Here is a 25,119-nt window from a genome sequence, read left to right as displayed (position 1 = left end):
ATAATGAAGAAAAACGGAGGAATTGCCATGAAATACATTCCATTTGGTCAAGAGAAAAGAGAACTGTCAGAAATTGTCCTAGGCATGATGCGAATCAGTGACAAGTCGGTCAAAGAAGTTGAGGAGCTGGTTGAAACAGCCTTATCTGCAGGAATCAACGCCTTTGACTTGGCAGATATCTACGGTGGAGGTCGTTGCGAAGAATTACTGGGTCAAGTGTTAAAGCATCGTCCTGACCTGCGAGAAAAGATGTGGATCCAGTCCAAGTGTGGCATTCGCATAGAAGAATTTACCTATTTTGATTTTTCAAAAGATTATATTTTAAAATCAGTAGATGGAATTCTAAAAAGATTGCAGGTTGATTATCTAGATAGCTTGCTTCTCCATCGCCCAGATGCCTTAATGGAAGCCGACCAAGTAGCTCAAGCCTTTGATATTCTTCACAAATCAGGTAAAGTTCGAGACTTCGGTGTGTCCAATCAAAATCCTATGATGATGGAATTACTGAAGAAAGAGGTCAAACAACCTTTATCTATCAATCAATTACAACTAAGTGCAGCTTTCACGCCAGGATTTGAATCAGGTTTCCATGTCAATATGGAAGGTGACAAGGCAGCTTTGCGTGATGGTAGCGTCTTTGAATACTGTAAATTAAACGACATGGTTATTCAGGCCTGGTCAGTCTTGCAGTTCGGATATTTCAAAGGGAATTTTGTCGGCAATGAGAAGTTCCAACAACTAAACCAAGTCCTAAATCGATTAGCCTTAAAATACGGTGTGAGCCCTTCAGCTATTGCTATCGCTTGGGTGTTACGCTACCCAGCCAAAATGCAGGCAGTGGTAGGAACAACCAATCCTAAGCATTTAATAGAGGCAAGCCAAGCAAGTAAAGTCAACCTGACTCGAAAAGAATGGTATGAGATTTACATCGCTTCAGGGAATGATTTGCCTTAGGAGAAAATGCATTTAAAGAATCACAGTCAAAAAAACGTTGGAAAACGTTTTTTTGTTATAATGAAATTAAGATTTATAGACAACAAAGGAGAATAACATGACATTTGAAGAAATTTTACCTGGACTAAAGGCTAAGAAGAAATACGTGCGTACTGGCTGGGGTGGGGCTGAAAACTATGTGCAGCTTTTTGATACCATCGAGCAAAATGGCGTCGCCCTTGAAGTGACACCCTATTTCCTCATCAACGTATCTGGTGAAGGGGAAGGTTTTTCTATGTGGAGCCCAACTCCTTGTGATGTCTTAGCAACGGATTGGGTGGAAGTCCATGACTAAACGTGTCCTCATTACAGGTGTTAGCTCAGGGATTGGTCTGGCTCAAGCTCGACTCTTTTTAGAAAAAGGTTATCAGGTTTTTGGAGTGGATCAGGGTGAAAATCCTGATTTACAGGGTGACTTTCACTTTTTACAACGTGATTTAACCCTTGATTTGGAACCAATTTTTGACTGGTGCTCTCAGGTGGATATTTTGTGTAACACAGCTGGGGTTTTGGATGACTACAAGCCATTACTAGAACAAACAGCCCAGGAAATCCAAGAGATTTTTGAAATCAACTATGTGACTCCAGTAGAGTTGACCCGCTATTATTTGACAAACATGCTGGAACATAAACATGGGGTTATCATCAATATGTGCTCCATTGCTTCAAGTCTGGCAGGCGGTGGTGGGCACGCCTATACCTCGTCTAAACACGCCTTGGCTGGATTTACCAAGCAGTTAGCTCTAGACTATGCAGAAGCTGGGATTCAGGTCTTTGGCATTGCTCCTGGTGCTGTTAAGACTGGTATGACAGCAGCTGACTTTGAACCAGGTGGTTTGGCGGACTGGGTTGCTAGTGAAACACCTATCAAACGCTGGATTGAGCCAGAGGAAATAGCAGATGTTACACTTTTCCTAGCAAGCGGGAAGGCATCTGCCATGCAGGGGCAAATTCTCACCATTGATGGTGGCTGGAGCTTGAAGTAGCATAGTTGATACTCAGTGAATATGTGGAGGTGAGCCATGAAGAGAGATGAGTTTGGATTTGTCTTGCCCAATCTCTACTATCAGTTTTTAACGGAGAGGAAAGAGATTGACCCCTATGAAATTGGAGATACAGGTATCTGTTTGTATGCCAAGGAGGATCTAGAGGAGCGTAATGAGACTTACCAGATTGAGGAAGTAGAGCCAGATTACTTTATGATTGGACAGGAAGGTGATTTGGCCTACTTTATTAAGAAAAATGCAGATGATTGCATTTATGAAAATGACTTGGGCGCTTTAGGATCCTTAGAAATGCAAAAAGTAGCTGCAAACGTCTATGACTTTATTGATAAGGTATTGGAAGAAGAATTGTAAAAAAGGAAGAAATTAATCATGTTTAGAGTGCTAGATGCAGATTCACCGATTTCAAAAGAAGATTTTTTACAATTTGAGGAGATTCTTGGGAAGAAATTACCGGAAGCCATGAAGGATTTTTATTTCAAGTACAATGGTGGTCAGCCCCAAGTAAGGGGTGTTCACGATGACCGTCATCTCTTTCCTTTCAATTCCTTTAATTCACTTGAGGAGATGAGAAAGTCTCTTACCTGGTTTGACGATGAGGCTGTGCCTGCAGGATTTAAGGCCACCGATCTTCTCCATTTCGCTTATGATCCTGGCTCTGGTAACTATGCTCTTTCTTTAAGGGCAGAGGATTATGGCAAGGTTTACTTCTATGTTTTAGAAGAAAAAGCTGAGTTGTATGGTCAATGGCCATCTTTTGAGGATTTTTTGAATTCTTTTGTTGAAGAGTGAGACTAAAAAGGAGAAGAGATGCGAAAACACCAAGAACTTTCACTAGAGCAGATCATCGAGCAGGTGCGCGCGGACGAGTCTTCTTCAGATGATTTTTGCCTATATGGCAAGGATGATGGAGAACTGATACTGGATAGGCTCTATTGGGTATCAGATTATCCAGATGTCGTAGAAGACCGTGATGTCTACCCAGCTGATACATCGGAGCAAAATCTCCAGCTAGTCTACTATGGAGAGCAGTTGCTTGATGTTCTCACGGTTGCACTTGAGGAAAAGCCAGATGCAAGTCCCCAAGACTTGGTCGAGGCTTTGAAATATTATCAGCAGCATGATAGTTTTATGCTTTTTGAACCCTAGTTACAAAGCTAGAATGTTGCAGTTCCATTGACAATAAAAAAAGGAGTTAAGAAATGATAGATTACGAAAACATAAATGGAAAAATTGCCCCTTTTAGCCTGCTTGTATATGATGAGGATCCTAAAAATGTTCGAGGCTCGCTCATTTATTACCCTGATGGAGAATACAGACAGGAAGTGTTTGATACTCGAGAAGAGGAGGGATTTGAAGGAAATGGCTACGATTGGGAATCGCTAGCTTTGGTATTTTTGGAGGAAAAAATGCCTGAATTAAGCGATGCTATCGACTTTGATCCTGAAGGAAGTATGTTTTGTGCCTATTCTTCCGAGGTAGACGCCTTGTCTAGATTTGCTTTTGGTTTTAAAGAGTTTTGCGATGATATCGAATCTATGAAAGACTTGTTCAGTAGAGCAGAATTGGATTAGTTGCCTAAAATCTCTTTAAATTATTTAAAAAAAGAATAGAAAGGATTTCAGATGAAGCTATCAGAAGTAGTTGAGCTAGTGGAAAATCATCCAGACCTACATCTCTATTTAGATAAAATTTTAGAAAAGAATAAGAAGACCCAAGTTAGTTATCTCGAATCACTGAATCATCTGGCCTATTTACTTTATCTGGATGGTCAAGAGGAAATGGCTAAGGAATTATTAGATCGTATCATACAAGTTCCATTTGAAGGGAATTATAACACTTGGACCTTTGTTGATAGCTCTCTAGTTTTATTGGCCTATCTGGAAAGAGAAAAAGAAAATCAGGTATTGGTCTATAAAAAACTCCTTTTATCTCCATTAGAACAAGGGGAGGAATCAACTCAAAACATAAGAAGGAGAGTTCATCAGAGATTTTTGAATGGTGATAGCTTGGAGCAAAAGCTTGCAATAATCGAGCAAGCTTCAAGTACTGAATCGGAAATGGAACGCCGTTTGCTATACTTGACAGATTTATTGAAGATTCACCTTTTTATTGATGAGTCAACGTGTGAAGAGACAGATATCCAAGCAAAAATCGAAGAGAATATAGAGATACTAAAGAAGTATATCAAGGAGCATGAAATCTTTAGCCTCTTTCCATTTAAGGGATGATGTAAGTTTTCAATCTTGGATTGTTAGAAAGAGTAGAATATGGAAATCAAAAAACACTTTGGTGTCTATGGCGTTTGCTACGAGAAAGGGAAATTACTCTGCATTGAGAAAACGAGAGGGCCTTATCAGCATCGTTTTGATTTACCTGGTGGTAGTCAGGAAATCGGTGAGGGTTTGACAGAAACCCTCAAGAGAGAAGTTCTGGAAGAGACGGGCTATACGCTTATCCGTTATTGCAATCCTAGGATTTATGATGTGCTGGTTCAAGAAGAAGGGCAAGAATTTGCAGTACATCATATCATGGCCTTTTATGATATCGTACTTGATTTAGAACGTTCTCAAAAATCCCTTCCTCATGAAGTTCTTGATGGAAGCAATGATTCAGCAAAGGCAATTTGGCTTCCTCTTGAGCAGATTACCGAAGAAAATGCCTCCCCTTTAATATTAAAATTGAAGGCAGAGTTACGTGGATTTCCAGAATTAGAACTGACAAGCTATAAGAATTGGATGGTGAGAGATGAAAAATTATCTAATGGATGAAAGTATATTCCAGTATCCTGAATCTTTTAAAAAAATAATAGAACTCAATTTAGTTGATTTTGATATTTGGTATCTTTTAGATTCGGAATGGGCCTTGTCGTTGTATAAGGGGTTGCAGGAAAGGTACCCGACAAGAAAGTTGATTCCATTTGCTAAAAGAGGAGATTGTGATGATACTGTTTGTTTTGAAATAGGAAAAGGCAATAAAGTTCAACTGATTCATGATTTTACTACAGAAGGCTGGGAGCAAAGGCAAGAGTTTCATGACTTTTGGGAATGGGTAGAATATGCGGTAAAATGCATGATAGAGTATAACAAAGAGGATGGGATTGAATAATCACAAGCTCTTTTTTAGGGACGAAGTAACTGAATTACAAGGTAAGGAGAACAAATGACACCGCAAGAAATGTGGAATGCCTACAAGCAAATCAACCCCTTGATCGGAGATGAGATAGATGCTTGGGTTTTTGGAGTGGAAGCAGATCTCTTGACTGACTTGGTTCTAAGAGGCGAAAAGACAGCAACCGCCTCAGCCTATGACCTCTACGCAGTAGAGGACGAACCCCTTCCACAAGAAGGGACCTTTGATGTTATTTTAGACAGTAAGGATCAAGCTGTTTGCATCGTCGAAATTACAAAGGTTTCCGTTCAGCCTTTCCATCAGGTTTCAGCCGACCATGCCTACAAGGAAGGCGAAGGAGACAAATCTTTAGCCTATTGGCGTCAGGTTCATGAAGACTTTTTCAAAGACTGCTTAGGAGAAGCAGGTCTGGATTTTACACCTGATAGCAAGGTTGTTTTGGAAGAATTTCGCAAGGTTTACCCTTTGTAGACTATTAGAAGGAAGAAAGTTTTGGAAATCACCGTCCAAAGCTTTTTTCTGACTTAAAATATGATAAAATAGGTATGTTTGAACTAGAGCATTTGCTCAGAAATTTAGAATAGGAGAAAATGATGCAAGCAGTAGAACATTATATTGAAAAATTTGTTCCTGAACATTATGATTTATTTTTAGACTTGAGTCGTGAGACCAAGACGTTTTCAGGAAGAGTAACCATCACTGGTCAAGCTAAAAGTGACCGTATTTCCCTTCACCAAAAAGACCTAGAGATTGCTTCTGTAGAAGTAGCAGGTCAAGCTCGTCCATTTACAGTTGATAATGAAAACGAAGCTCTTCATATCGAACTTGCAGAAGTAGGTTCAGTTGATTTGGTCATCGCTTTTTCAGGTAAGATCACAGATAACATGACAGGGATTTACCCATCTTACTACACAGTTGATGGAGTTAAGAAGGAAGTCTTGTCTACTCAGTTTGAGAGTCACTTTGCTCGTGAAGCCTTCCCGTGTGTGGATGAGCCAGAAGCAAAAGCAACCTTTGACTTAGCACTTCGTTTTGACCAAGCTGAAGGTGAACTTACCTTGTCTAACATGCCAGAGATTGACGTTGAAAACCGCAAGGAAACTGGTATCTGGAAATTTGAGACAACTCCACGTATGTCTTCTTACTTGCTAGCTTTCGTTGCTGGTGATTTGCAAGGGGTAACTGCTAAGACAAAAAATGGTACTTTGGTAGGTGTGTACTCAACCAAGGCGCATCCACTTTCAAACCTTGATTTCTCATTGGATATCGCTGTTCGTTCTATCGAATTTTACGAAGACTACTACGGAGTTAAGTACCCAATCCCTCAATCTCTCCACATCGCCCTTCCTGACTTCTCAGCAGGTGCTATGGAAAACTGGGGTCTTGTGACTTATCGTGAAGTTTACTTGGTTGTGGATGAGAACTCAACTTTTGCCAGCCGTCAACAAGTTGCTCTAGTCATTGCCCATGAGCTTGCTCACCAATGGTTCGGTAACCTCGTAACGATGAAATGGTGGGATGACCTTTGGCTCAATGAAAGCTTTGCCAACATGATGGAGTACGTCTGTGTGGATGCTATTGAACCAAGCTGGAATATCTTTGAAGACTTCCAAACAGGTGGTGTGCCTCTTTCTCTTGAACGTGATGCGACAGATGGCGTTCAATCTGTCCACGTTGAAGTTAACCACCCTGACGAAATCAATACGCTCTTTGATGGTGCTATCGTTTATGCCAAAGGAAGCCGTCTCATGCACATGCTTCGTCGTTGGCTAGGAGATGCTGATTTTGCCAAAGGTTTACATGCCTACTTTGAAAAACACCAATACGGAAATACCATTGGTCGTGATCTTTGGAACGCCCTCGGACAAGCATCAGGCCGTGATGTTTCCGCCTTCATGGATTCTTGGTTGGAACAACCTGGTTATCCAGTCCTTACTGCCACAGTTGAAAATGATGTGTTGAAGATTTCTCAAAAACAATTCTTTATCGGTGAGCACGAAGACAAGAACCGTCTCTGGGTTGTGCCACTTAACAGCAACTGGAAAGGCCTACCAGATACACTTGAAACTGAAAGTATCGAAATTCCTGGCTATGCAGCTCTTCTTGCTGAAAACAAAACAGCCCTTCGCCTCAACACAGAAAATACAGCACATTACATTACAGACTACCAAGGAGACTTGCTAGATGCTGTTCTTGCTGATCTAGTTGAGTTTGATAACACAAGCAAACTGCAAATCGTCCAAGAACGTCGCTTGCTTGCTGAAGCAGGACACATTTCTTATGCTGACTTGTTCCCAGTTCTTGATAAACTTGCTAAAGAAGAATCTTACCTTGTCGTTTCAGCTGTTTCTGAAGTAATTTCTGCCCTGGAGCGCTTTATCGACGAGGGAACAGAGGCAGAAACAGCCTTTAAAGCTCTTATTGCTAAACTGGCTCGTTACAACTATGACCGTCTTAGTTTCGAAGCTAAAGAGGGTGAATCTGATGAGGATGAATTGGTCCGTCAATTAACAATTTCTATGATGATTCGTTCAAATGATGAGGAAGCCAGTCAAGTTGCTAGCCAAATTTTCGCAGCCCACAAGGATAATCTTTCAGGACTTCCAGCAGCTATTCGTTCACAAGTTCTCATCAATGAAATGAAACACCATGAGACTAAGGAATTGGTCGCAACTTATCTCGATCTTTATACTCATGCGACAGATGCCGCTTTTAAACGCCAATTGGCAGCAGCCCTTTCTTATGCAACAGACGCAGAAAATATCCAAACTCTTCTTGCAACTTGGAAGGACAAATTTGTGGTGAAACCTCAAGATTTGTCTGCATGGTATTATCAGTTCTTAGGTCATCAAGCAACCCAGGAAACAGCGTGGTCTTGGGCGCGTGAAAACTGGGCTTGGATTAAGGCTGCTCTTGGTGGAGATATGAGCTTTGATAGCTTTGTTATTCTGCCTGCCCATGTATTTAAGACAGAGCAACGTTTGACAGAATACAAGGCCTTCTTTGAGCCACAACTTTCTGACCTTGCCCTTAGCCGTAACATCGGTATGGGAATCAAGGAAATCGCAGCACGCGTTGAATTGATCAAGCGTGAAAAAGCAGCAGTTGAAGTAGCTGTTGCTCAATATAGCAAAGCTTAAAAGATTCTAGTCTAACTAGATTACAAAAACTCAACTTTCTCTTGGAAAAACAAGGGAAGTTGAGTTTTTTTTAAGATATTTTTGCTATAATAGGTATAATAAGGAGGAATTTTTGATGATCAAGATTCTATTAGTGGAAGATGACCTAGGCCTGTCAAATTCAGTCTTTGATTTTTTGGATGATTTTGCGGATGTCATGCAGGTTTTTGATGGAGAAGAAGGTCTTTATGAGGCCGAAAGTGGTGTTTATGACTTGATTTTATTGGACTTGATGTTACCTGAGAAAAATGGGTTTCAAGTTTTAAAAGAATTACGTGAAAAAGGCGTTTCGACTCCAGTTCTCATCATGACAGCCAAGGAAAGTCTCGATGACAAAGGTCATGGATTTGAGCTTGGGGCAGATGATTATCTAACAAAACCATTCTACCTAGAAGAACTCAAGATGCGTATTCAGGCGCTGCTCAAACGTTCTGGTAAGTTCAACGAAAATACTCTTTCTTATGGTGATTTGACAGTTAATCTATCTACCAATGAGATTAAAGTCAATGATACTGTTGTTGAACTATTAGGTAAAGAATTTGATCTTTTGGTTTATTTCCTCCAAAATCAAAATGTTATCTTACCAAAAACACAAATTTTTGACCGTTTGTGGGGATTTGACAGTGACACAACCATCTCCGTGGTAGAAGTCTATGTATCAAAAGTTCGTAAGAAATTAAAGGGCTCAGTCTTTGCTGAAAACCTCCAAACCTTGCGTAGTGTTGGGTATATTTTAAAACATGTTTAAAAAAATTAAAAAGAATTGGTATGAGGAGGATTTTAGTTACTTTATTCGTAACTTTGGAGTATTTACTCTGATTTTCTCCGCTATGACCTTGATTATCTTGCAGGTTATGCATTCGAGTCTTTATACCTCAGTTGATGAGAAGCTCTTGTCACTCAGTGCTAATCCTCAGGATGTTATCCAGTTGGCTGTCAACCGTGCGACAGAAGATGTAAAAGATTTGAATAGTGAATCGGTAGGGCCGCCTTCAAATAGCAAACCTACAGTCAGTTCTAATACGGAAGTAATTTTATTGGACTCTAGTTTAAATCAACTAGTAGCTGGAAATCACTTTTTAGGTCTTGATAGGGTTACATTTAATAAAAAGGATTTGAATCACATTAGACAGCTTCATGTCCAGAATAGCTATGGGCAGGATGAGATTTATCGAGTGATTCTGACTGAGATGAATATTGAATCTGTCTCGACCAATATAAAGTATGCAGCTGTTTTAATTAATACCAGTCAGCTGGAACAAATCAGTCAAAACCATGAGCAATTAATCGTAGTCGTTATGGCCAGCTTCTGGATTATATCCATTCTTGCCAGTCTTTATCTTGCTCGCGTTAGTGTCAAACCTTTGCTTGAAAGTATGCAGAAGCAGCAGAGTTTTGTCGAAAATGCCAGTCATGAGCTACGTACTCCACTTGCTGTTCTTCAAAATCGCTTGGAAACTCTTTTTCGAAAACCGGAAGCTACTATTATGGAATCTAGCGAGAGTATTGCTTCTAGTTTAGAAGAAGTTCGAAACATGCGCTTTTTAACAACCAATCTCCTAAATTTAGCCCGCCGTGATGATGGTATCAATCCTGAACTAGGAGAAGTACAGCCAGACTTCTTTAACACAACCTTTACCAACTATGAGATGATCGCATCTGAAAATAACCGCGTTTTTCATTTTGAAAATCGCATCCATCGGACCATCATAACAGACAAGCTTCTTCTTAAGCAACTGATGACTATCTTGTTTGACAATGCTGTCAAGTATACTGAAGAAGAAGGAGTTATTCATTTTGTCATCGCTGCGACAGAGCGTAATCTCTATTTGTCAGTGGCTGATGATGGAATCGGTATTTCTGCAGTAGATAAAAAGAAAATTTTTGATCGCTTTTACAGGGTTGATAAGGCTCGTACTCGCCAAAAAGGTGGTTTTGGGTTAGGTTTGTCCTTGGCAAAACAAATTGTTGATGCCCTTAAAGGAACCATCAGTGTCAAAGATAATAAACCTCATGGTACTATTTTTGAAGTAAAAATTGCTATTCAGACACCATCTAAACGTAAAAGTAAATAAGAAAAGGCGGTGAATTAGAAAGTAGTAAACCAAGTATCGCTTTTCTAGTCACAGCCATGTAGTTATCGTGTTACATAAAAAATAGGTCGGGATAAAAATCCCGACCTTTTGAATCTAATATAATTTCTTCTTAATCATAGAACGTTGGAACTTTAGAGCTACCAAACTCAAAGCAATGGCTAGACTAAAAGCCAGAACTGTGTTGAACTTGAGTGCTAAAAAGATAAAGCTAAACAAGGCTAAAAAGACGCAAAAACAAGCAATGTTTACAAAGAAAAGAACTTCCTTCAAACTAGCAACGGAAGTGGTTTCTGGAACATAGTCTTGATAGAGCGCTGTTTGAGTTTCCTCTTCTTCAAACTCATACGGTTGATATTTTCTTACGGGCATGATTCTCTCCTTAACAGTACTCTCTCATTTTACCATTTTTCAAGAAAAAAATTATTACAGTAAGGTTACAAAAAGAATAAGTAAATTTATCATTTTAGGGAATAGCTGATTTCACAGAAATGTGGTATAATTTTCTCTATGGAAAAGATTATTATTACAGCAACTGCTGAAAGCATTGAACAAGTAAAAGAATTACTAGAGGCGGGAGTTGACCGCATCTATGTCGGTGAGAAAGATTTTGGGCTTCGCCTACCAAAGACTTTTTCTTATGATGAACTGAGAACCATCGCTGGTCTGGTTCATGATGCAGGTAAGGAATTAATCGTAGCGGTCAATGCTCTTATGCATCAGGATATGATGGATCGTATCAAGCCATTCTTGGACTTTTTAGAAGAAATCAAAACGGACTATATCACAGTTGGGGACGCAGGTGTCTTTTATGTGGTTAACCGTGATAACTATTCTTTCAAAACGATTTACGATGCCTCAACCATGGTCACAAGCAGTCGTCAGATTAACTTCTGGGGACAAAAAGCAGGAGCGTCAGAAGCAGTTTTGGCGCGTGAAATCCCATCTGCAGAACTTTTCAAAATGCCTGAAATTTTAGAAATTCCTGCTGAGGTCTTGGTATACGGTGCTAGTGTCATCCACCATTCGAAGCGTCCACTCTTGCAAAACTACTATAATTTCACACAGATTGATGATGAAAAATCTCGTCAACGTGACTTGTTCTTGGCTGAGCCAAGTGACCCAGAGAGCCATTATTCTATTTTTGAAGACAATCATGGAACTCATATCTTTGCTAACAATGACCTTGATTTGATGACCAAGTTAACAGAACTAGTAGAGCATGGATTTACCCACTGGAAACTGGAAGGTCTCTACACTCCAGGCCAAAATTTTGTAGAAATTGCAAAACTCTTTATCCAAGCGCGCAATTTGATTCAAGAGGGAAGCTTTACGCATGACCAAGCCTTCTTGCTGGATGAGGAAGTCCGTAAACTCCATCCCCAAAATCGTTTCCTTGACACAGGATTTTATGACTACGATCCTGACATGGTTAAATAAGAATCAGAAACCCGAAATAAAATGTTCGGGTTTTTCTAGTGCAAGGATGAATTTAAAGCGTACTCATGTTATAATAGAAGTAGCTTTTTGTTTGGAGGTGTTTAAGTGGAAAATCTGAAAAAAATAGCAGGCATCAAGGCTGCTGAGTTCGTAACCGATGGAATGGTTGTAGGACTTGGGACAGGCTCGACTGCCTATTATTTCGTAGAGGAGATTGGTCGTAGAATCAAGGAGGAAGGACTTCAAATTACAGCCGTAACGACTTCGAGTGTAACGACGAATCAGGCACAAGGCTTGAATATACCGCTTAAGTCTATTGATGAGGTGGATAAGGTTGATGTGACTGTTGATGGAGCTGATGAGGTGGATCGTCAGTTTAATGGTATCAAAGGAGGCGGTGGTGCGCTTCTAATGGAAAAAGTAGTTGCGACACCAACTAAACAGTATATCTGGGTGGTAGATGAGAGCAAGATGGTTGAGAAACTGGGCGCTTTTAAACTACCTGTCGAAGTTGTCCAATACGGAGCAGAACAGGTTTTCCGTCGTTTTGAAAAAGCTGGTTATAAGCCAAGTTTTCGTGAAAAAGATGGCCAACGCTTTGTGACGGATATGAAAAATTTCATCATTGACCTTGATTTAGGTGTTATTGAAGATCCGATTGCTTTTGGTCGTCAATTGGATCTTCAGGTTGGTGTTGTTGAGCACGGTTTATTTAATCAAATGGTTGATAAAGTGATCGTTGCAGGACAAGCTGGCGTTCAGGTTTTAACTTCAACAAAAGGGAAATAAAGGAGGCAAATGATGTCAAAATTTAAACGTATTCACTTGGTGGTACTTGATTCTGTAGGAATCGGTGCGGCACCAGATGCTAATAACTTTGTCAATGCAGGGGTTCCAGATGGAGCATCTGATACATTAGGACACATCTCTAAATCAGTTGGTTTGAATGTTCCTAACATGGCTAAGATTGGTCTTGGGAATATTGAACGTGAGACAGCGCTTAAAACCGTTCCCGCAGAAGCAAATCCTAGCGGTTATTACACTAAACTTGAGGAAGTGTCACTAGGGAAAGACACTATGACAGGTCACTGGGAAATCATGGGCCTCAACATCACTGAACCGTTTGATACTTTCTGGAATGGATTCCCAGAAGAAATCCTTACAAAGATTGAAGAATTCTCAGGTCGCAAGGTCATCCGTGAAGCAAACAAACCTTACTCAGGAACTGCTGTTATCGATGATTTTGGACCACGTCAAATGGAAACAGGCGAGTTGATTATCTATACATCAGCTGACCCAGTTCTTCAAATCGCAGCTCACGAAGACATCATTCCTTTGGATGAACTTTACCGTATTTGTGAGTACGCTCGTTCGATTACATTGGAACGTCCAGCTCTTCTAGGTCGTATCATTGCGCGTCCTTATGTTGGAGAGCCTGGAAACTTCACACGTACTGCAAATCGTCGTGACTTGGCCGTATCACCATTTGCCCCAACTGTTTTGGACAAATTGAATGAAGCAGGTATTGACACTTATTCAGTAGGTAAGATTAGCGATATCTTTAATGGTGCTGGGGTGAACCATGATATGGGTCACAATAAGTCCAATAGCCACGGAATTGACACACTTTTGACTACGATGGGACTTCCTGAGTTTGAAAAAGGATTCTCATTTACAAACTTAGTAGACTTTGATGCACTTTACGGTCACCGCCGTGATCCACATGGTTACCGCGACTGCTTGCACGAATTTGATGAACGTTTGCCAGAGCTTATCGCTGCTATGAGAGAAGATGATCTACTCATGATTACTGCTGACCATGGTAATGATCCTACTTATGCAGGTACAGACCATACTCGTGAATACATTCCACTTTTGGCCTACAGCCCATCACTAAAAGGAAATGGACACTTACCAATCGGACATTTTGCAGATATTTCGGCAACAATCGCTGATAACTTTGGCGTAGATAAGGCTATGATCGGTGAAAGCTTCTTAGATAAATTGGTTTAAGATGAATCGCTTTGCATTACTGGTTAGAGGTATCAATGTCGGTGGAAAGAATAAGGTAGTCATGGCGCAACTTCGTCAAGAACTGACAGAGTTGGGACTGGAAAAGGTTGAGACCTACATCAACAGTGGCAATATTTTCTTTAATAGCATTGTGCCTAGAACTAAACTAATAGAGAAATTACAGGCTTTCTTTGAAAGACGCTATCCATTTATTCAGAGTTTTTCCTTGCTGAGTCTTGAAGACTATGAAGAGGAGCTTAGAAATCTTCCTGATTGGTGGAAACAAGAGATGGCTCGAAAAGATGTGCTCTTCTACACTGAGAGCTTGGATGTGGATCAAGTCATCGAGAAAGTGAACAGTTTGGAACTGGTCGATGAAGTGCTTCATTTTGGGAAATTAGGGATCTTCTGGGGTAAATTGTCAGAAGCTAGCTACTCTAAAACAGCTTATCACAAGCACTTGCTTAAGATGCCTTTCTATCGCAATATTACCATTCGTAACGCTAATACCTTTGACAAAATTGGTCAATTTTTAAAACATAAAGAAGGAGATACCTAATGACATTATTAAATAAAATCAATGAAACAGCAGCATTTTTGAAGGGCAAAGGAATCGAAGCTCCTGAGTTCGGTTTGATCCTTGGTTCAGGTCTTGGAGAATTGGCTGAAGAAATCGAAAATGCAGTCGTAGTAGACTACTCTGACATTCCAAACTGGGGTCAATCCACAGTAGTCGGACATGCTGGTAAATTGGTTTATGGTGATCTTGCTGGACGTAAAGTCTTGGCTCTTCAAGGTCGTTTCCACTTCTACGAAGGAAATCCTCTTGAAGTGGTGACTTTCCCAGTTCGTGTCATGAAAGTTTTGGGCTGCGAAGGTGTAATTGTAACCAATGCTGCTGGAGGTATCGGCTTCGGTCCTGGTACCTTGATGGCTATTACTGACCACATCAATATGACTGGTCAAAACCCCTTGATTGGTGAAAACTTGGATGACTTTGGTCCACGTTTCCCTGATATGTCGAAAGCCTACACACCAGAATACCGTGAGACTGCTCATGAAGTGGCTAAGAAACTTGGTATCAAGCTTGATGAAGGTGTCTATATTGGTGTAACAGGTCCAACTTATGAAACCCCAGCTGAAATCCGTGCCTATAAGACTCTTGGAGCAGATGCAGTTGGTATGTCTACTGTTCCTGAAGTTATTGTTGCCGCTCACTCAGGCTTGAAAGTTCTCGGTATTTCATGTATCACTAACCATGCTGCAGGATTCCAAGAAGAGCTCAACCACGAAGAAGTTGTAGAAGTGACCGAGCGTGTCAAAGGCGACTTCAAAGGCTTGCTGAAAGCGATTCTTGCTGAATTGTAATCATGTTACAAGAGTTGAGGAGTAGTCTTCAGAAGATCCCAAATAACCTCAAATTAGTCCTAGCGGTTATCATGCTAGGGCTAGTTTCAGGTATATTCGGAATTTTGCTCCATTATCTTTTAGAGCTGGTTGAAGGGATTGCTTTTGGTCAGTCAGAGCATAACATTGGATTCTTGACAGATGGTGTTGCCTCATCACGAATAGGCTTCAGTTTAATCATCGTGGGTGTCAGTTCTGCCTTGGTCTGGTATTTCTTGCAAAGAAAAGCAAAGATTTTTTCCATCAAAGCGCAGATGAAAGATGAAACATCACAATACAAACTTCATTTTTTAAAACAGCTAGTTCATTCAATTTGGCAGATTATTGCAGTTGGAGGAGGAGCGCCTATCGGTAAGGAAGCTGCGCCGCGGGAGATTGGAGCTTTATTTGCAAGACCTATTGCCAATATTTTTTCTCTCTCCGTGAAGGACCAAATCTTTCTCATTGCTTGTGGAGCTGGTGCGGGTTTAGCGGCTGTCTATCAGGTTCCATTAACGAGTGTGTTTTTCGTTTTTGAAACCTTGGGAATTGCTTTATCTGTCAAACGTTTTTTCTTGGTCGGTCTGACTACCTATGTATCAGCCTTTACAGCAGGCTTTGTTGTTTCAGATCATGCTCTCTACCAGCTTCCAACTCTGACTTGGTCACTAGGTGATATGTGGCTTGTTCCCTTATTAGTTCTTTTTCTGACTCCACTCGCTTGGCTTTTTAGTCGCTTCAACAAACAAGTTTCTTCAAAGAGAATAAAGGACAAGCGGATACTCTATACACTGCCGGTAACATTCCTTTTCCTTGTTGGATTGGCTAGCCATTTACCTCATCTACTTGGTAATGGGCGTATGATGGCTCAGGAGATTTTAAACGGCAGTAATGCCAAGACGGTAATCCTTTTATTTGTCTTGAAAGCCGTGGTCGTTTTAGTCACCCTTTGGGCAGGTGCCTATGGCGGTACCTTGACTCCATCATTTGCCTTGGGGATAGCAGGAGCTGCACTCCTGACTATGATTCTAGGAGGTGGCAGCCAGCCAGCAGTCATGCTATTAGGTTCGGTTTGCTTTTTAGCAGTGACCCTGAAGGCTCCCTTGTCTGCAACTGGATTGGTAATGGGGTTCACTGGTCAGTCATTTGAGGCTATACCTTTTCTTATGGTGACTGCTTACTTGGCATTTGGTTTTGCTAAAATGCTGGACCGAATCCCTTGGGAGAAATACTTACGACCAAAGACAAGGATAATAGAAAATTAATAAGAATACTCTAGTTTTTCTAATCCAAATGAAGCTCTAAACCATACTGATATTGTTTTTCTTATGTTATATTTGCAAGATTGCAACTAGTTGCTATCAGTATCTTCGGTATCTAATCAAAAATACATTTTAGTTTTATAATCATTATCATTTTAAAAGAAAGGTAGAGCGTGTGTTCAGATTTGAACACGAGCGGAAAGCTCGGAAAATAGATAATCTGACTGAGAAATCAGGATTTCTCGTCAGATTCCTAATTTTCAGTCGCTTTCTGGTCGCTCTTTGTATCATAAATTATGTCTATCCATATTGCTGCTAAGCAGGGTGAAATTGCTGATAAAATTCTTCTTCCTGGGGATCCTCTTCGTGCGAAATTTATCGCTGAGAATTTCCTTGAAGATGCTGTTTGTTTCAACGAAGTTCGTAACATGTTTGGTTACACAGGTACTTACAAGGGTCATCGTGTATCTGTCATGGGAACAGGGATGGGTATGCCATCCATCTCTATTTATGCGCGCGAGTTGATTGTCGACTACGGAGTGAAGAAATTGATCCGTGTCGGCACAGCCGGTTCATTGAATGAGGATGTTCACGTCCGTGAGTTGGTCTTGGCACAAGCAGCTGCTACCAATTCAAACATCATCCGTAACGACTGGCCTATGTATGATTTTCCTCAAATTGCAAGTTTTGACTTGCTAGACAAGGCTTATCATATTGCCAAAGATCTCGGTATGACTACTCACGTAGGAAATGTTTTGTCATCAGATGTCTTTTACTCAAACTATTTTGAAAAGAACATTGAGCTTGGTAAGTGGGGAGTAAAAGCGGTGGAAATGGAAGCGGCAGCGCTGTATTATCTTGCAGCTCAACATCATGTTGATGTCCTTGCTATCATGACTATTTCAGATAGCTTGGTTAATCCAGACGAGGACACTACAGCAGAAGAACGCCAAAATACCTTCACTGATATGATGAAGGTTGGTTTGGAAACATTGATTGCTGATTAAGAATCTTGGATTTGAAGAAAGTCTAATTGTGTCAAAGGACCGAGACTAGTCAGTTTAATATCTAAATCATAATCAAATGAAGTTGGAAGCCAAGTTGACAAGAAGTCAAGGCTTTCAACTTTTTAACTTGAAAATTTCTAGGAGTACAAAATGGATAAAATTGAACAACTACAAGGTATCATTGATCAAAGTCAGTGGATTGTCTTTTTCGGTGGTGAGGGGGTTTCTACAGAGTCTAATATTCCAGATTTTCGTAGTTCAGATGGTATATATAGTCTGAAACTAGGTCGCCATTTTACTGCCGAGCAACTTGTTTCACGCACTATGTTTGAGCGCTATCCAGAGGATTTTTTTGACTTCTACAAAAAGTATCTAGTCTATCCAGATGCCAAGCCGAATTTAGCACATGATTATCTAGCATCGTTGGAAAAAACAGGTAAATTAAAGGCGATTGTGACGCAAAATATCGATAGCCTCCATGAAATGGCAGGATCTAAGAAAGTTTTGAAACTGCATGGTAGTGCAGATCGTAATTATTGTTTGGGCTGTCATCGCTTTTATGATTTGACTGCCTTTTTGGCACTTGAAGGTCCAGTTCCCCACTGCTTAGATTGTGGCAAGGTGGTCAAACCTGACGTAACCCTTTATGAGGAAGCGCTAGATATGGATGTATTTAGTCGCGCAGCTCGAGCCATTCAGCAAGCAGATTTGTTGATCATTGGTGGAACTTCCTTAGTTGTTTACCCTGCAGCTAGCCTAATCAATTATTTTTCAGGGTCAAATCTTGTCGTTATCAACAAGTCCAGCACTCCTCAAGATAGCCAAGCTGATTTAGTTATCGAAGGGAAGATTGGAGAAGTTTTTTCTAAATTGAGACAATAAAAAACTGAAAGAAGTTGGACTATACTTCCTTCAGTTTTTTTGTATCACGAACTCAGAAACTATGAACAAGATTTTCTTCATTTCTAGGGGAATTTTATTGTTGATTTATAAATTGCTCGAGTTATTTTTAATTGTTGAATAAAAGGAAAAAAGGAAGACTTTCTGGATGAAAAACTTCCTTTTTTAGTCAATCAGTACATGCTGATTTTAATGAAATACTATTATATTGTTTACTTTTTTAAAGATCGCAAAAAACAATCAATCTCTGCTTGAGAATGGAGAATATGCATCTTTTCTGGGTAAGTATTGTTTAAGTATTGGTATCTATCCTTAGCATTTTTTGTTCGACCATCCCAGAGAATCCAACGAATAAATTCCCAGTTGAATTGCTCGGGGCATCCCTTAGCCATACTTTCTCTCACTTTTCCTCTGTATTTTAAATAGCGCTTAAAGGCTCTTAGCAAACAATTCCAAGAAGAGAAGTTTAAAAAGATGATCTGGTCAGCTTGCTCCATTCTTTCCTCATAACAACACCAAGAGTAATTACCATCAATGACCCAGTTTTTGTTTTTGACTAGAAAAGTTTTCATTTCGTTATGCATCCAGTCACGGTCACTATCTTGCCACCCTGGCTGAAATTGGAGAGTATCTATATGAAGTTTGGGGATAGAGTAGTGCCTAGTTAGTTTTTCTGCCAGAGTAGATTTGCCTGATCCAGAATATCCAATGATAGCTATTTTCATAATAACCTCCAGAAAATTTGCACAAAAAAAGCTCCGAGGAGCTCATTTTGTATGCAGTTAATGATTAACCAAGTTTAGCTGCAAGACGTGCTTTATCACGGCTAGCTTTGTTTTTGTGGATCAAACCTTTAGTTTCTGCTTTATCGATAGCTGAGCTGGCAGCACGGTAAAGTTCTTCAGATGGGTTTGCTTCAAAAGCTTTGATAGCAGTACGCATAGCTGATTTTTGAGCTGAGTTCTTTTCGTTTTGTTTAACGTTCAATTCAGCGCGTTTGATAGCTGATTTAATGTTTGCCAATGTTCTTACCTCCATATTTACTAACTATACCATTATATCTGAAAACTTACGTTTTGACAAGGGAAAATTATTTTTTTAAGTAAATTTCATCAATTTCGTGATTTTTAGATTTATGGAGAATGACCTCGGCACGATTTCGTGTCGGTTCAATGTAATTCTGGAGATTGGTTAGGTTGATACTGGTCCAAACTTGGTGGGCAAAATCCTTCACTTCACTAAGAGGAAGTTGAGTGAAACGGTAGTAATAGCTGCCTGGATCATCCTGAGCAAAGCTCAAAAGTTTTAAGAAACGATCCAAATACCAGCTTTCAATATCCTCGACTGCGGCATCAACATAGATTGAAAAGTCAAAGAAATCAGTAATATAGAGACGGGCATTATGGGGATTTTGGAATACGTTGATTCCCTCAACAATGACAAAATCAGCGGCTTCTACTCGTTGTTTTCGACCAGGGACAATATCATAGATTTCATGGGAATAAACAGGGATATCAACATCCTGCCCATTTTTGAGTTGGTCCAGGAAATTAAGCAAAGCTTCCATGTCGTAGCTCTCGGGAAAGCCCTTGCGGTTGAGAATATCTTGCTCAATTAAGACACTATTTGGGTATAAAAAACCATCCGTAGTAACCAGTTCAACACTTGCTCCAGGGACTATACGGGAAAGCAAAATTTGCAAGAGACGACTAGTAGTTGATTTACCGACAGCGACACTTCCTGAAACTCCGATAATGAAAGGTTGTTCTTTGCTCTCTCTTTGAAGGAAAATGCCTTTTGAAAAGGCAAGGTCTTCTTTGGAACGTTTGTAAATCTGAATCAGATGTGCCAGTGGCAAATAGATATCAGTAACATCTTGTAGGCTAATCTGGTCATTGAAACTCTTAATGGAATCTAATTCTTCCTCGGTCAAGGGAGGAGTTGTTTTGCGATGCAGGGATTGCCAAGTTTCGCGGTTTATCTTTTCAAAATGTAAAAATTCGTTGGTCATACTATATCCTCGTTTGATATCTTAGTATACCATATTTTGGAAAGAATGACATCCGACCATTTGAGAAAAAGCACTTTCTTTGTTAAAATATAAGTGGGAAAACCTATAAAGGAGGTGCTAAGATGAAAGCTAGATTAAGAGAAAAAACGCTGGTCTTTATCAGCCTATTTGTAGTTGTTTTATGGTTATCACCAAACTGGCTTAATTTTTCTTTTTCAATAGGACCTTACTCCTATAACTGGACTATTTTTGTCCTTTTTATCTTATTGCCACTCATAGGATTTGGCTACCTTGTGTTAGCTTTCTTTAAAAGAAAGTGGTGGCTCTTCTTTTTTGGTTTAGCTTGTATCTTTGCTTTTCCGATTACCATGGCAGTAGGGAGCTTTTTACTAGGGCCCTAATGCTAATCAGAACTTATATTATTTTTGTGGAAATACAACATGATTTAAGGGCTTGATACCTTTGAAAACGATTTACAAATAACTTATTTTTGTGGTAAAATAGAACTATGAGTAAAATGTATTATGCAGAAAATCCAGATGCAGCCCATGATGTTCACGAACTTAGAGTTGAGCTCCTTGGGCAAAAGATGACCTTTTTGACAGATGCTGGAGTCTTTAGTAAAAAAATGATTGACTTCGGAAGTCAGTTGTTGTTAAGATGCCTTGATGTTGAAAAAGGTGAAAAAATTCTTGATGTTGGTTGTGGCTACGGTCCAATAGGCTTGTCTTTGGTTAAGGCTTATGATGCCCAGGCGACTATGGTGGATATCAATAACCGTGCCCTGGATTTAGCCCAGCAAAATGCAGTAAAAAACAAGGTTCAAGCGACTATTTTCCAGTCTAATATTTATGAGCAGGTAGAAGGACAATTTAACCATGTCATTTCGAATCCGCCCATACGTGCAGGCAAGCAAGTAGTTCACGAAATCATCGAAAAAAGTATAGACTTTTTAGTAGACGGTGGAGATTTGACTATTGTCATCCAAAAGAAACAAGGAGCTCCTAGTGCCAAAAGTAAGATGGAAGATGTATTTGGCAATTGCGAGATTGTAAAAAAAGATAAGGGATATTATATCCTTAGAAGTGTGAAAGAATGAGAGCAGTAGATCTAATCCAGAAAAAAAGAGACGGGCAAGAACTTAGTTCGAACGAAATCCAATGGTTGATTGAAGGCTATGTGGCAGGAACTGTTCCTGACTACCAAATGTCGGCTTTTGCCATGGCAGTTTACTTCCAAGGAATGACCACGAGAGAAATTTCTGATTTAACCATGAATATGGTTAAGACAGGTCAGGAGTTTGATTTGTCAGCTATAGATGGTGTCAAGGTCGATAAACACTCTACGGGCGGTGTTGGTGACAAGGTAACTTTAATTCTAGCACCCTTGGTAGCCAGTTTTGATGTCCCAGTGGCTAAGATGAGCGGTAGGGGCTTAGGCCACACTGGTGGTACTATCGATAAATTAGAATCCATCAAAGGTTTTCAGATTGAACGAAGTCAGGATGACTTTATCAAACAAGTTCAAGATATTGGGGTCTCAGTTATTGGTCAGTCTGATCAATTGGTCAAAGCGGATAAGTTACTCTATGCCCTTCGTGATGTGACGGCAACGGTTGATACCATTCCTTTGATTGCTAGCTCTGTTATGAGTAAAAAGATTGCTGCTGGAGCTGATGCTATCTTACTTGATGTAACAGTCGGTGAAGGCGCATTTATGAAAACAGTTGACGAGGCACGCCAACTTGCTCAAACCATGGTAAACCTTGGTAAGGCTGTAGGTCGTAAGACAGTAGCAGTTATTACAGATATGAGTCAACCTTTGGGACGCGCCATTGGTAACCGTTTAGAAATCCTAGAAGCACTAGAAATTCTTCAAGGTAAAGGACGTCAAGATATTAGCCACTTTATCTGCGAGCTAGCCCAGATTATGCTATCTTTAGCAAATGTTGAAAAAACTGTCGAGGAAGTAAGGCAACATCTTGAAAACGGTAAGGCTCTCAAGAAATTTGAAGAGATGGTTCTAGCTCAGGGTGGAGACCTAGAAGACCTCTATCGTTCAGTAAAAGTTGACCATGTAGTTGACATTCCTGCTCAGGAGGATGGTATTATCGCAGAACTTCCAGCTATGGAGTTTGGTCTTTTTGCCATGAGATTGGGTGCTGGTCGTGCCGTTAAAACAGATGCCCTTGACTATGAGACAGGTATCGTTTTTGAGAAGAAAGTGGGAGATTCGGTCAAACAGGGTGAAATTGTCGCAAAAGTATATACAAATGGGAAAATTTCTCCGGAACTAGTTACAGATTTCCAAAATTATGTTAAAATTAAGATAAGTGATGAAGCGATCAAAACGCGTGAAATCATTGAAATTATCTCCTAATTTAAGGAAAAAACGAAATGAAACTAAATAAATACATTGATCATACGCTTTTAAAGCAAGATGCTACCGAACAGCAAATCGATCGTTTGTTATCTGAAGCTAAAGACTATGATTTTGCCAGTGTTTGTGTCAATCCTTGCTGGGTTTCACATGCAAAAACTGCACTCGTAGATACTGATGTCAAGGTTTGTACAGTAGTAGGCTTCCCTCTTGGAGCCACAACTTCAGCTGTCAAGGCTTATGAAACCAAAGAAGCAATCCAAAATGGTGCTGACGAAATTGATATGGTTATCAATGTTGGTGCACTCAAATCAGGAAATGCTGCATTAGTTGAGTCAGATATTCGAGCAGTTGTTGAAGCAAGCGGAGATAGACTCGTTAAGGTTATTATCGAGGCTTGTTTGTTAACTGATGAGGAAAAAGTTCTGGCTTGCCAGCTAGCCCAGAAAGCAGGAGCAGACTTTGTCAAGACTTCAACAGGGTTCTCAACAGGAGGAGCTACTTTGCCAGATGTTCAATTAATGCGTCAGACAGTTGGACCTGATATGGGTGTTAAGGCTGCTGGAGGAGCTCGTTCTTATGCAGATGCAGTTGCCTTTGTTGAAGCGGGGGCTACACGTATCGGGACATCTTCTGGTGTAGCAATCTTAAAAGGAGAGTTAGCTGATGGCGACTACTGAGTTGATTGATTTAGCGATTGAAACTAGTAAAAACGCCTATGTACCCTATTCACACTTTCCAATTGGTGCCGTTTTGGTTGCCAAGGACGGAAGTATCTATACAGGGGTTAACATTGAAAATGCTAGCTATCCCTTGACCAACTGTGGCGAAAGGACGGCAATCTTTAAGGCGGTTTCTGAAGGACAACGAGACTTTTCAGAATTGATTGTCTATGGTCAAACTGAAAAACCAATTTCGCCTTGCGGTGCTTGTCGCCAAGTCATGGTCGAATTTTTTAAACCAGATCTAAAGGTGACTCTAGTTGCCAAAGATAAATCGACGGTCGAGATGACGGTCGGGGAATTACTTCCATATTCTTTTACAGACTTGCAATAGTCTGTGTCACTCTCTGAGTGACAAGGTCCTTGTGGCCAATCAATCCATACTTGCAACTTTGTTGCGCATCTTATTTAGGAGGTTCAGTAATGAACAAGAAACAATGGCTAGGCCTTGGTCTAGTTGCAGTAGCAGCATTTGGACTTGCTGCATGTGGTAATCGCTCTTCTCGTAACGCAGCTTCATCTTCTTCTGATGTGAAGACTAAAGCAGCTATCGTTACAGATACAGGTGGTGTTGATGACAAATCATTCAACCAATCAGCTTGGGAAGGGCTTCAAGCTTGGGGTAAAGAGCACAATCTTTCAAAAGATAATGGCTTTACTTACTTCCAATCAACAAGTGAAGCTGACTACGCTAACAACTTGAATCAAGCAGCTGGAAGCTACAACTTGATTTTTGGTGTTGGTTTTGCCCTTCACAACGCTGTTGAAGAAGCAGCAAAAGAACACGCAGATAAAAACTATGTTTTGATTGACGATGTCATTAAAGATCAAAAGAACGTTGCCAGCGTAACATTTGCTGACAACGAAGCAGCTTACCTTGCTGGTGTAGCAGCTGCTAAAACTACAAAAACTAAACAAGTTGGTTTTGTAGGTGGTATGGAATCTGAAGTTATTTCTCGTTTCGCAGCTGGTTTCAAAGCTGGTGTTGAGTCAGTTGACCCATCTATCAAAGTACAAGTTGACTACGCTGGTTCATTTGGTGATGCCGCTAAAGGTAAAACAATCGCTGCTGCTCAATACGCTGCAGGTGCAGACGTTATCTACCAAGCAGCTGGTGGTACTGGAGCAGGTGTCTTCTCAGAAGCTAAATCTTTGAATGAAAGCAAAAATGAAGACGAAAAAGTTTGGGTTATCGGTGTAGACCGTGACCAAGTTGAAGAAGGTAAATATACTTCTAAAGACGGTAAAGAAGCTAACTTCGTGCTTGCTTCTACATTGAAACAAGTTGGAACAACAGTTCAAGATATCTCAAACAAGGCTGAAAAAGGTGAATTCCCTGGTGGTCAAGTTATCGTTTACTCATTGAAGGATAAAGGTGTTGACTTGGCAGTAACTAACCTTTCTGAAGAAGGTAAAAAAGCTGTTGAAGATGCAAAAGCTAAAATCCTTGATGGTAGCATCAAAGTTCCTGAAAAATAAATAAAGGAAGTCATTTCTTAGGAAGCGGCCTGGGGCCGCTTCTTTAAGAATTGGAGCAAATTAATTTTGTCTCAATAGAGCTTGTTAAGATTTCATTTTAACAAGTTTTATTGAAACAA

The 25,119-nt window shown here is 40.2% G+C and carries 32 protein-coding genes; 28 read left to right on the top strand and 4 right to left on the bottom strand.

Features of this window, described 5'->3' with window-relative positions; genetic code table 11:
- Positions 1 to 27: 27 nt before the first annotated feature.
- The 14 genes from ACORHT_RS06640 to ACORHT_RS06575 all read left to right on the top strand — a co-directional run bounded on the left by ACORHT_RS06640 (position 28) and on the right by ACORHT_RS06575 (position 10,383).
- The gene (locus tag ACORHT_RS06640; RefSeq protein ID WP_434349800.1) at positions 28 to 954 is read left to right on the top strand and encodes an aldo/keto reductase; all 927 of its coding nucleotides are present in this window, start codon (positions 28 to 30) and stop codon (positions 952 to 954) included.
- Between the two features lie 97 nt (positions 955 to 1,051).
- Positions 1,052 to 1,288 (top strand): DUF2829 domain-containing protein, encoded by a 237-nt coding sequence (locus ACORHT_RS06635; RefSeq protein ID WP_000141913.1) that lies wholly within the window; start codon positions 1,052 to 1,054, stop codon positions 1,286 to 1,288.
- Positions 1,281 to 1,979, top strand: a complete 699-nt coding sequence (locus ACORHT_RS06630) for a 3-oxoacyl-ACP reductase (RefSeq protein ID WP_434349799.1) — start codon at positions 1,281 to 1,283, stop codon at positions 1,977 to 1,979. Before ACORHT_RS06635 ends, ACORHT_RS06630 begins: the two co-directional genes overlap by 8 nt.
- Positions 1,980 to 2,015: 36 nt before the next feature.
- A complete protein-coding gene (locus tag ACORHT_RS06625; protein WP_414320914.1) occupies positions 2,016 to 2,351 on the top strand; it encodes a hypothetical protein in 336 nt (111 codons plus the stop codon).
- 18 nt (positions 2,352 to 2,369) lie between these two features.
- Complete coding sequence (locus ACORHT_RS06620) at positions 2,370 to 2,789, top strand: SMI1/KNR4 family protein (protein WP_414320913.1); 420 nt, start codon at positions 2,370 to 2,372, stop codon at positions 2,787 to 2,789.
- 18 nt (positions 2,790 to 2,807) lie between these two features.
- Positions 2,808 to 3,146 carry a DUF7716 domain-containing protein gene (locus ACORHT_RS06615; protein ID WP_414320912.1) on the top strand — a complete coding sequence of 113 codons (339 nt, stop codon included), beginning with the start codon at positions 2,808 to 2,810 and terminating at the stop codon, positions 3,144 to 3,146.
- Between the two features lie 53 nt (positions 3,147 to 3,199).
- Positions 3,200 to 3,571, top strand: coding sequence for an Imm51 family immunity protein (locus ACORHT_RS06610; protein WP_414320911.1), 372 nt, complete (start codon positions 3,200 to 3,202; stop codon positions 3,569 to 3,571).
- Positions 3,572 to 3,622: 51 nt separating this feature from the next.
- On the top strand, positions 3,623 to 4,228 hold the full coding sequence (locus ACORHT_RS06605) for a DUF6707 family protein (protein WP_434349798.1): 606 nt from the start codon (positions 3,623 to 3,625) through the stop codon (positions 4,226 to 4,228).
- Positions 4,229 to 4,267: 39 nt separating this feature from the next.
- Positions 4,268 to 4,768: an NUDIX hydrolase gene (locus ACORHT_RS06600; RefSeq protein WP_434349797.1), complete on the top strand. Its 501-nt coding sequence runs from the start codon at positions 4,268 to 4,270 to the stop codon at positions 4,766 to 4,768.
- Positions 4,746 to 5,105 (top strand): hypothetical protein, encoded by a 360-nt coding sequence (locus ACORHT_RS06595; protein WP_434349796.1) that lies wholly within the window; start codon positions 4,746 to 4,748, stop codon positions 5,103 to 5,105. The genes ACORHT_RS06600 and ACORHT_RS06595 overlap by 23 nt, the downstream gene beginning before the upstream one ends.
- A 54-nt stretch (positions 5,106 to 5,159) precedes the next feature.
- On the top strand, positions 5,160 to 5,600 hold the full coding sequence (locus ACORHT_RS06590) for an ASCH domain-containing protein (protein ID WP_434349795.1): 441 nt from the start codon (positions 5,160 to 5,162) through the stop codon (positions 5,598 to 5,600).
- Positions 5,601 to 5,722: 122 nt separating this feature from the next.
- Positions 5,723 to 8,269, top strand: coding sequence for a M1 family metallopeptidase (locus tag ACORHT_RS06585; RefSeq protein WP_434350828.1), 2,547 nt, complete (start codon positions 5,723 to 5,725; stop codon positions 8,267 to 8,269).
- Between the two features lie 115 nt (positions 8,270 to 8,384).
- Entirely contained in the window at positions 8,385 to 9,056 is a 672-nt protein-coding gene (locus ACORHT_RS06580; protein ID WP_434349794.1) for a response regulator transcription factor, read from the top strand.
- Positions 9,049 to 10,383: a sensor histidine kinase gene (locus tag ACORHT_RS06575; RefSeq protein WP_434349793.1), complete on the top strand. Its 1,335-nt coding sequence runs from the start codon at positions 9,049 to 9,051 to the stop codon at positions 10,381 to 10,383. Before ACORHT_RS06580 ends, ACORHT_RS06575 begins: the two co-directional genes overlap by 8 nt.
- 114 nt (positions 10,384 to 10,497) lie before the next feature.
- Here the strand turns inward: ACORHT_RS06575 and ACORHT_RS06570 are convergent, their stop codons facing one another.
- A complete protein-coding gene (locus tag ACORHT_RS06570) occupies positions 10,498 to 10,773 on the bottom strand; it encodes a DUF3270 family protein (RefSeq protein ID WP_434349792.1) in 276 nt (91 codons plus the stop codon).
- A 138-nt stretch (positions 10,774 to 10,911) separates the two neighbouring features.
- Between ACORHT_RS06570 and ACORHT_RS06565 the strand changes: the two genes are divergently transcribed.
- The 8 genes from ACORHT_RS06565 (at position 10,912) to ACORHT_RS06530 (ending at position 18,391) form a co-directional block, all read left to right on the top strand.
- On the top strand, positions 10,912 to 11,841 hold the full coding sequence (locus ACORHT_RS06565; RefSeq protein ID WP_434349791.1) for a peptidase U32 family protein: 930 nt from the start codon (positions 10,912 to 10,914) through the stop codon (positions 11,839 to 11,841).
- 105 nt (positions 11,842 to 11,946) lie between these two features.
- Entirely contained in the window at positions 11,947 to 12,630 is a 684-nt protein-coding gene (gene rpiA, locus ACORHT_RS06560; RefSeq protein WP_434349790.1) for a ribose-5-phosphate isomerase RpiA, read from the top strand.
- Between the two features lie 12 nt (positions 12,631 to 12,642).
- Entirely contained in the window at positions 12,643 to 13,854 is a 1,212-nt protein-coding gene (locus ACORHT_RS06555) for a phosphopentomutase (RefSeq protein ID WP_434349789.1), read from the top strand.
- A gap of 1 nt (position 13,855) precedes the next feature.
- The gene (locus ACORHT_RS06550) at positions 13,856 to 14,413 is read left to right on the top strand and encodes a DUF1697 domain-containing protein (protein WP_434349788.1); all 558 of its coding nucleotides are present in this window, start codon (positions 13,856 to 13,858) and stop codon (positions 14,411 to 14,413) included.
- Positions 14,413 to 15,222 carry a purine-nucleoside phosphorylase gene (locus tag ACORHT_RS06545; RefSeq protein ID WP_434349787.1) on the top strand — a complete coding sequence of 270 codons (810 nt, stop codon included), beginning with the start codon at positions 14,413 to 14,415 and terminating at the stop codon, positions 15,220 to 15,222. The genes ACORHT_RS06550 and ACORHT_RS06545 overlap by 1 nt, the downstream gene beginning before the upstream one ends.
- A 2-nt stretch (positions 15,223 to 15,224) precedes the next feature.
- Positions 15,225 to 16,505, top strand: coding sequence for a chloride channel protein (locus ACORHT_RS06540; protein WP_434349786.1), 1,281 nt, complete (start codon positions 15,225 to 15,227; stop codon positions 16,503 to 16,505).
- Between the two features lie 293 nt (positions 16,506 to 16,798).
- Positions 16,799 to 17,509, top strand: coding sequence for a purine-nucleoside phosphorylase (deoD, locus tag ACORHT_RS06535; protein WP_434349785.1), 711 nt, complete (start codon positions 16,799 to 16,801; stop codon positions 17,507 to 17,509).
- Positions 17,510 to 17,659: 150 nt separating this feature from the next.
- Positions 17,660 to 18,391 carry an NAD-dependent protein deacylase gene (locus tag ACORHT_RS06530; RefSeq protein WP_434349784.1) on the top strand — a complete coding sequence of 244 codons (732 nt, stop codon included), beginning with the start codon at positions 17,660 to 17,662 and terminating at the stop codon, positions 18,389 to 18,391.
- A gap of 230 nt (positions 18,392 to 18,621) precedes the next feature.
- On the opposite strand, the gene ACORHT_RS06525 is transcribed toward ACORHT_RS06530, so the two are convergent.
- From ACORHT_RS06525 to coaA, 3 genes are all read right to left on the bottom strand, one after another.
- Complete coding sequence (locus ACORHT_RS06525; RefSeq protein WP_434349783.1) at positions 18,622 to 19,134, bottom strand: DNA topology modulation protein; 513 nt, start codon at positions 19,132 to 19,134, stop codon at positions 18,622 to 18,624.
- Between the two features lie 64 nt (positions 19,135 to 19,198).
- The gene (gene rpsT / locus ACORHT_RS06520; protein ID WP_029689628.1) at positions 19,199 to 19,447 is read right to left on the bottom strand and encodes a 30S ribosomal protein S20; all 249 of its coding nucleotides are present in this window, start codon (positions 19,445 to 19,447) and stop codon (positions 19,199 to 19,201) included.
- A gap of 52 nt (positions 19,448 to 19,499) precedes the next feature.
- Positions 19,500 to 20,420, bottom strand: a complete 921-nt coding sequence (gene coaA, locus ACORHT_RS06515) for a type I pantothenate kinase (protein ID WP_075229120.1) — start codon at positions 20,418 to 20,420, stop codon at positions 19,500 to 19,502.
- A gap of 122 nt (positions 20,421 to 20,542) precedes the next feature.
- On the opposite strand from coaA, the gene ACORHT_RS06510 reads away from it, so the two are divergent.
- The 6 genes from ACORHT_RS06510 to ACORHT_RS06485 all read left to right on the top strand — a co-directional run bounded on the left by ACORHT_RS06510 (position 20,543) and on the right by ACORHT_RS06485 (position 25,000).
- Positions 20,543 to 20,821: a 1,4-dihydroxy-2-naphthoate prenyltransferase gene (locus ACORHT_RS06510; protein ID WP_434349782.1), complete on the top strand. Its 279-nt coding sequence runs from the start codon at positions 20,543 to 20,545 to the stop codon at positions 20,819 to 20,821.
- Between the two features lie 107 nt (positions 20,822 to 20,928).
- On the top strand, positions 20,929 to 21,519 hold the full coding sequence (locus ACORHT_RS06505) for a class I SAM-dependent methyltransferase (protein WP_142995334.1): 591 nt from the start codon (positions 20,929 to 20,931) through the stop codon (positions 21,517 to 21,519).
- Positions 21,516 to 22,799, top strand: coding sequence for a pyrimidine-nucleoside phosphorylase (locus tag ACORHT_RS06500; protein ID WP_075229117.1), 1,284 nt, complete (start codon positions 21,516 to 21,518; stop codon positions 22,797 to 22,799). Before ACORHT_RS06505 ends, ACORHT_RS06500 begins: the two co-directional genes overlap by 4 nt.
- Positions 22,800 to 22,816: 17 nt before the next feature.
- Positions 22,817 to 23,479, top strand: coding sequence for a deoxyribose-phosphate aldolase (gene deoC / locus ACORHT_RS06495; protein WP_414270230.1), 663 nt, complete (start codon positions 22,817 to 22,819; stop codon positions 23,477 to 23,479).
- Entirely contained in the window at positions 23,466 to 23,855 is a 390-nt protein-coding gene (locus ACORHT_RS06490) for a cytidine deaminase (RefSeq protein ID WP_414270229.1), read from the top strand. Before deoC ends, ACORHT_RS06490 begins: the two co-directional genes overlap by 14 nt.
- Positions 23,856 to 23,944: 89 nt before the next feature.
- Positions 23,945 to 25,000 carry a BMP family lipoprotein gene (locus ACORHT_RS06485; protein ID WP_414270228.1) on the top strand — a complete coding sequence of 352 codons (1,056 nt, stop codon included), beginning with the start codon at positions 23,945 to 23,947 and terminating at the stop codon, positions 24,998 to 25,000.
- The last annotated feature ends 119 nt before the right edge of the window (positions 25,001 to 25,119 follow it).

It is taken from the genome of Streptococcus sp. KHUD_014 (genome assembly GCF_051106275.1).
GTDB lineage: Bacteria > Bacillota > Bacilli > Lactobacillales > Streptococcaceae > Streptococcus.
Note: the sequence above shows the minus strand (reverse complement) of the source record. Positions and strands in the feature narration are given on the sequence as shown.

Excerpts from the sequence above, each read along its gene's own strand:
- ACORHT_RS06640 (WP_434349800.1), top strand. The coding sequence starts at position 28 with ATGAAATACATTCCATTTGGTCAAGAGAAAAGAGAACTGTCAGAAATT.
- ACORHT_RS06635 (WP_000141913.1), top strand. The coding sequence starts at position 1,052 with ATGACATTTGAAGAAATTTTACCTGGACTAAAGGCTAAGAAGAAATAC.
- ACORHT_RS06630 (WP_434349799.1), top strand. The coding sequence starts at position 1,281 with ATGACTAAACGTGTCCTCATTACAGGTGTTAGCTCAGGGATTGGTCTG.
- ACORHT_RS06625 (WP_414320914.1), top strand. The coding sequence starts at position 2,016 with ATGAAGAGAGATGAGTTTGGATTTGTCTTGCCCAATCTCTACTATCAG.
- ACORHT_RS06620 (WP_414320913.1), top strand. The coding sequence starts at position 2,370 with ATGTTTAGAGTGCTAGATGCAGATTCACCGATTTCAAAAGAAGATTTT.
- ACORHT_RS06615 (WP_414320912.1), top strand. The coding sequence starts at position 2,808 with ATGCGAAAACACCAAGAACTTTCACTAGAGCAGATCATCGAGCAGGTG.
- ACORHT_RS06610 (WP_414320911.1), top strand. The coding sequence starts at position 3,200 with ATGATAGATTACGAAAACATAAATGGAAAAATTGCCCCTTTTAGCCTG.
- ACORHT_RS06605 (WP_434349798.1), top strand. The coding sequence starts at position 3,623 with ATGAAGCTATCAGAAGTAGTTGAGCTAGTGGAAAATCATCCAGACCTA.
- ACORHT_RS06600 (WP_434349797.1), top strand. The coding sequence starts at position 4,268 with ATGGAAATCAAAAAACACTTTGGTGTCTATGGCGTTTGCTACGAGAAA.
- ACORHT_RS06595 (WP_434349796.1), top strand. The coding sequence starts at position 4,746 with ATGAAAAATTATCTAATGGATGAAAGTATATTCCAGTATCCTGAATCT.
- ACORHT_RS06590 (WP_434349795.1), top strand. The coding sequence starts at position 5,160 with ATGACACCGCAAGAAATGTGGAATGCCTACAAGCAAATCAACCCCTTG.
- ACORHT_RS06585 (WP_434350828.1), top strand. The coding sequence starts at position 5,723 with ATGCAAGCAGTAGAACATTATATTGAAAAATTTGTTCCTGAACATTAT.
- ACORHT_RS06580 (WP_434349794.1), top strand. The coding sequence starts at position 8,385 with ATGATCAAGATTCTATTAGTGGAAGATGACCTAGGCCTGTCAAATTCA.
- ACORHT_RS06575 (WP_434349793.1), top strand. The coding sequence starts at position 9,049 with ATGTTTAAAAAAATTAAAAAGAATTGGTATGAGGAGGATTTTAGTTAC.
- ACORHT_RS06570 (WP_434349792.1), bottom strand. The coding sequence starts at position 10,773 with ATGCCCGTAAGAAAATATCAACCGTATGAGTTTGAAGAAGAGGAAACT.
- ACORHT_RS06565 (WP_434349791.1), top strand. The coding sequence starts at position 10,912 with ATGGAAAAGATTATTATTACAGCAACTGCTGAAAGCATTGAACAAGTA.
- ACORHT_RS06555 (WP_434349789.1), top strand. The coding sequence starts at position 12,643 with ATGTCAAAATTTAAACGTATTCACTTGGTGGTACTTGATTCTGTAGGA.
- ACORHT_RS06550 (WP_434349788.1), top strand. The coding sequence starts at position 13,856 with ATGAATCGCTTTGCATTACTGGTTAGAGGTATCAATGTCGGTGGAAAG.
- ACORHT_RS06545 (WP_434349787.1), top strand. The coding sequence starts at position 14,413 with ATGACATTATTAAATAAAATCAATGAAACAGCAGCATTTTTGAAGGGC.
- ACORHT_RS06540 (WP_434349786.1), top strand. The coding sequence starts at position 15,225 with ATGTTACAAGAGTTGAGGAGTAGTCTTCAGAAGATCCCAAATAACCTC.
- deoD (WP_434349785.1), top strand. The coding sequence starts at position 16,799 with ATGTCTATCCATATTGCTGCTAAGCAGGGTGAAATTGCTGATAAAATT.
- ACORHT_RS06530 (WP_434349784.1), top strand. The coding sequence starts at position 17,660 with ATGGATAAAATTGAACAACTACAAGGTATCATTGATCAAAGTCAGTGG.
- ACORHT_RS06525 (WP_434349783.1), bottom strand. The coding sequence starts at position 19,134 with ATGAAAATAGCTATCATTGGATATTCTGGATCAGGCAAATCTACTCTG.
- rpsT (WP_029689628.1), bottom strand. The coding sequence starts at position 19,447 with ATGGAGGTAAGAACATTGGCAAACATTAAATCAGCTATCAAACGCGCT.
- coaA (WP_075229120.1), bottom strand. The coding sequence starts at position 20,420 with ATGACCAACGAATTTTTACATTTTGAAAAGATAAACCGCGAAACTTGG.
- ACORHT_RS06510 (WP_434349782.1), top strand. The coding sequence starts at position 20,543 with ATGAAAGCTAGATTAAGAGAAAAAACGCTGGTCTTTATCAGCCTATTT.
- ACORHT_RS06505 (WP_142995334.1), top strand. The coding sequence starts at position 20,929 with ATGAGTAAAATGTATTATGCAGAAAATCCAGATGCAGCCCATGATGTT.
- ACORHT_RS06500 (WP_075229117.1), top strand. The coding sequence starts at position 21,516 with ATGAGAGCAGTAGATCTAATCCAGAAAAAAAGAGACGGGCAAGAACTT.
- deoC (WP_414270230.1), top strand. The coding sequence starts at position 22,817 with ATGAAACTAAATAAATACATTGATCATACGCTTTTAAAGCAAGATGCT.
- ACORHT_RS06490 (WP_414270229.1), top strand. The coding sequence starts at position 23,466 with ATGGCGACTACTGAGTTGATTGATTTAGCGATTGAAACTAGTAAAAAC.
- ACORHT_RS06485 (WP_414270228.1), top strand. The coding sequence starts at position 23,945 with ATGAACAAGAAACAATGGCTAGGCCTTGGTCTAGTTGCAGTAGCAGCA.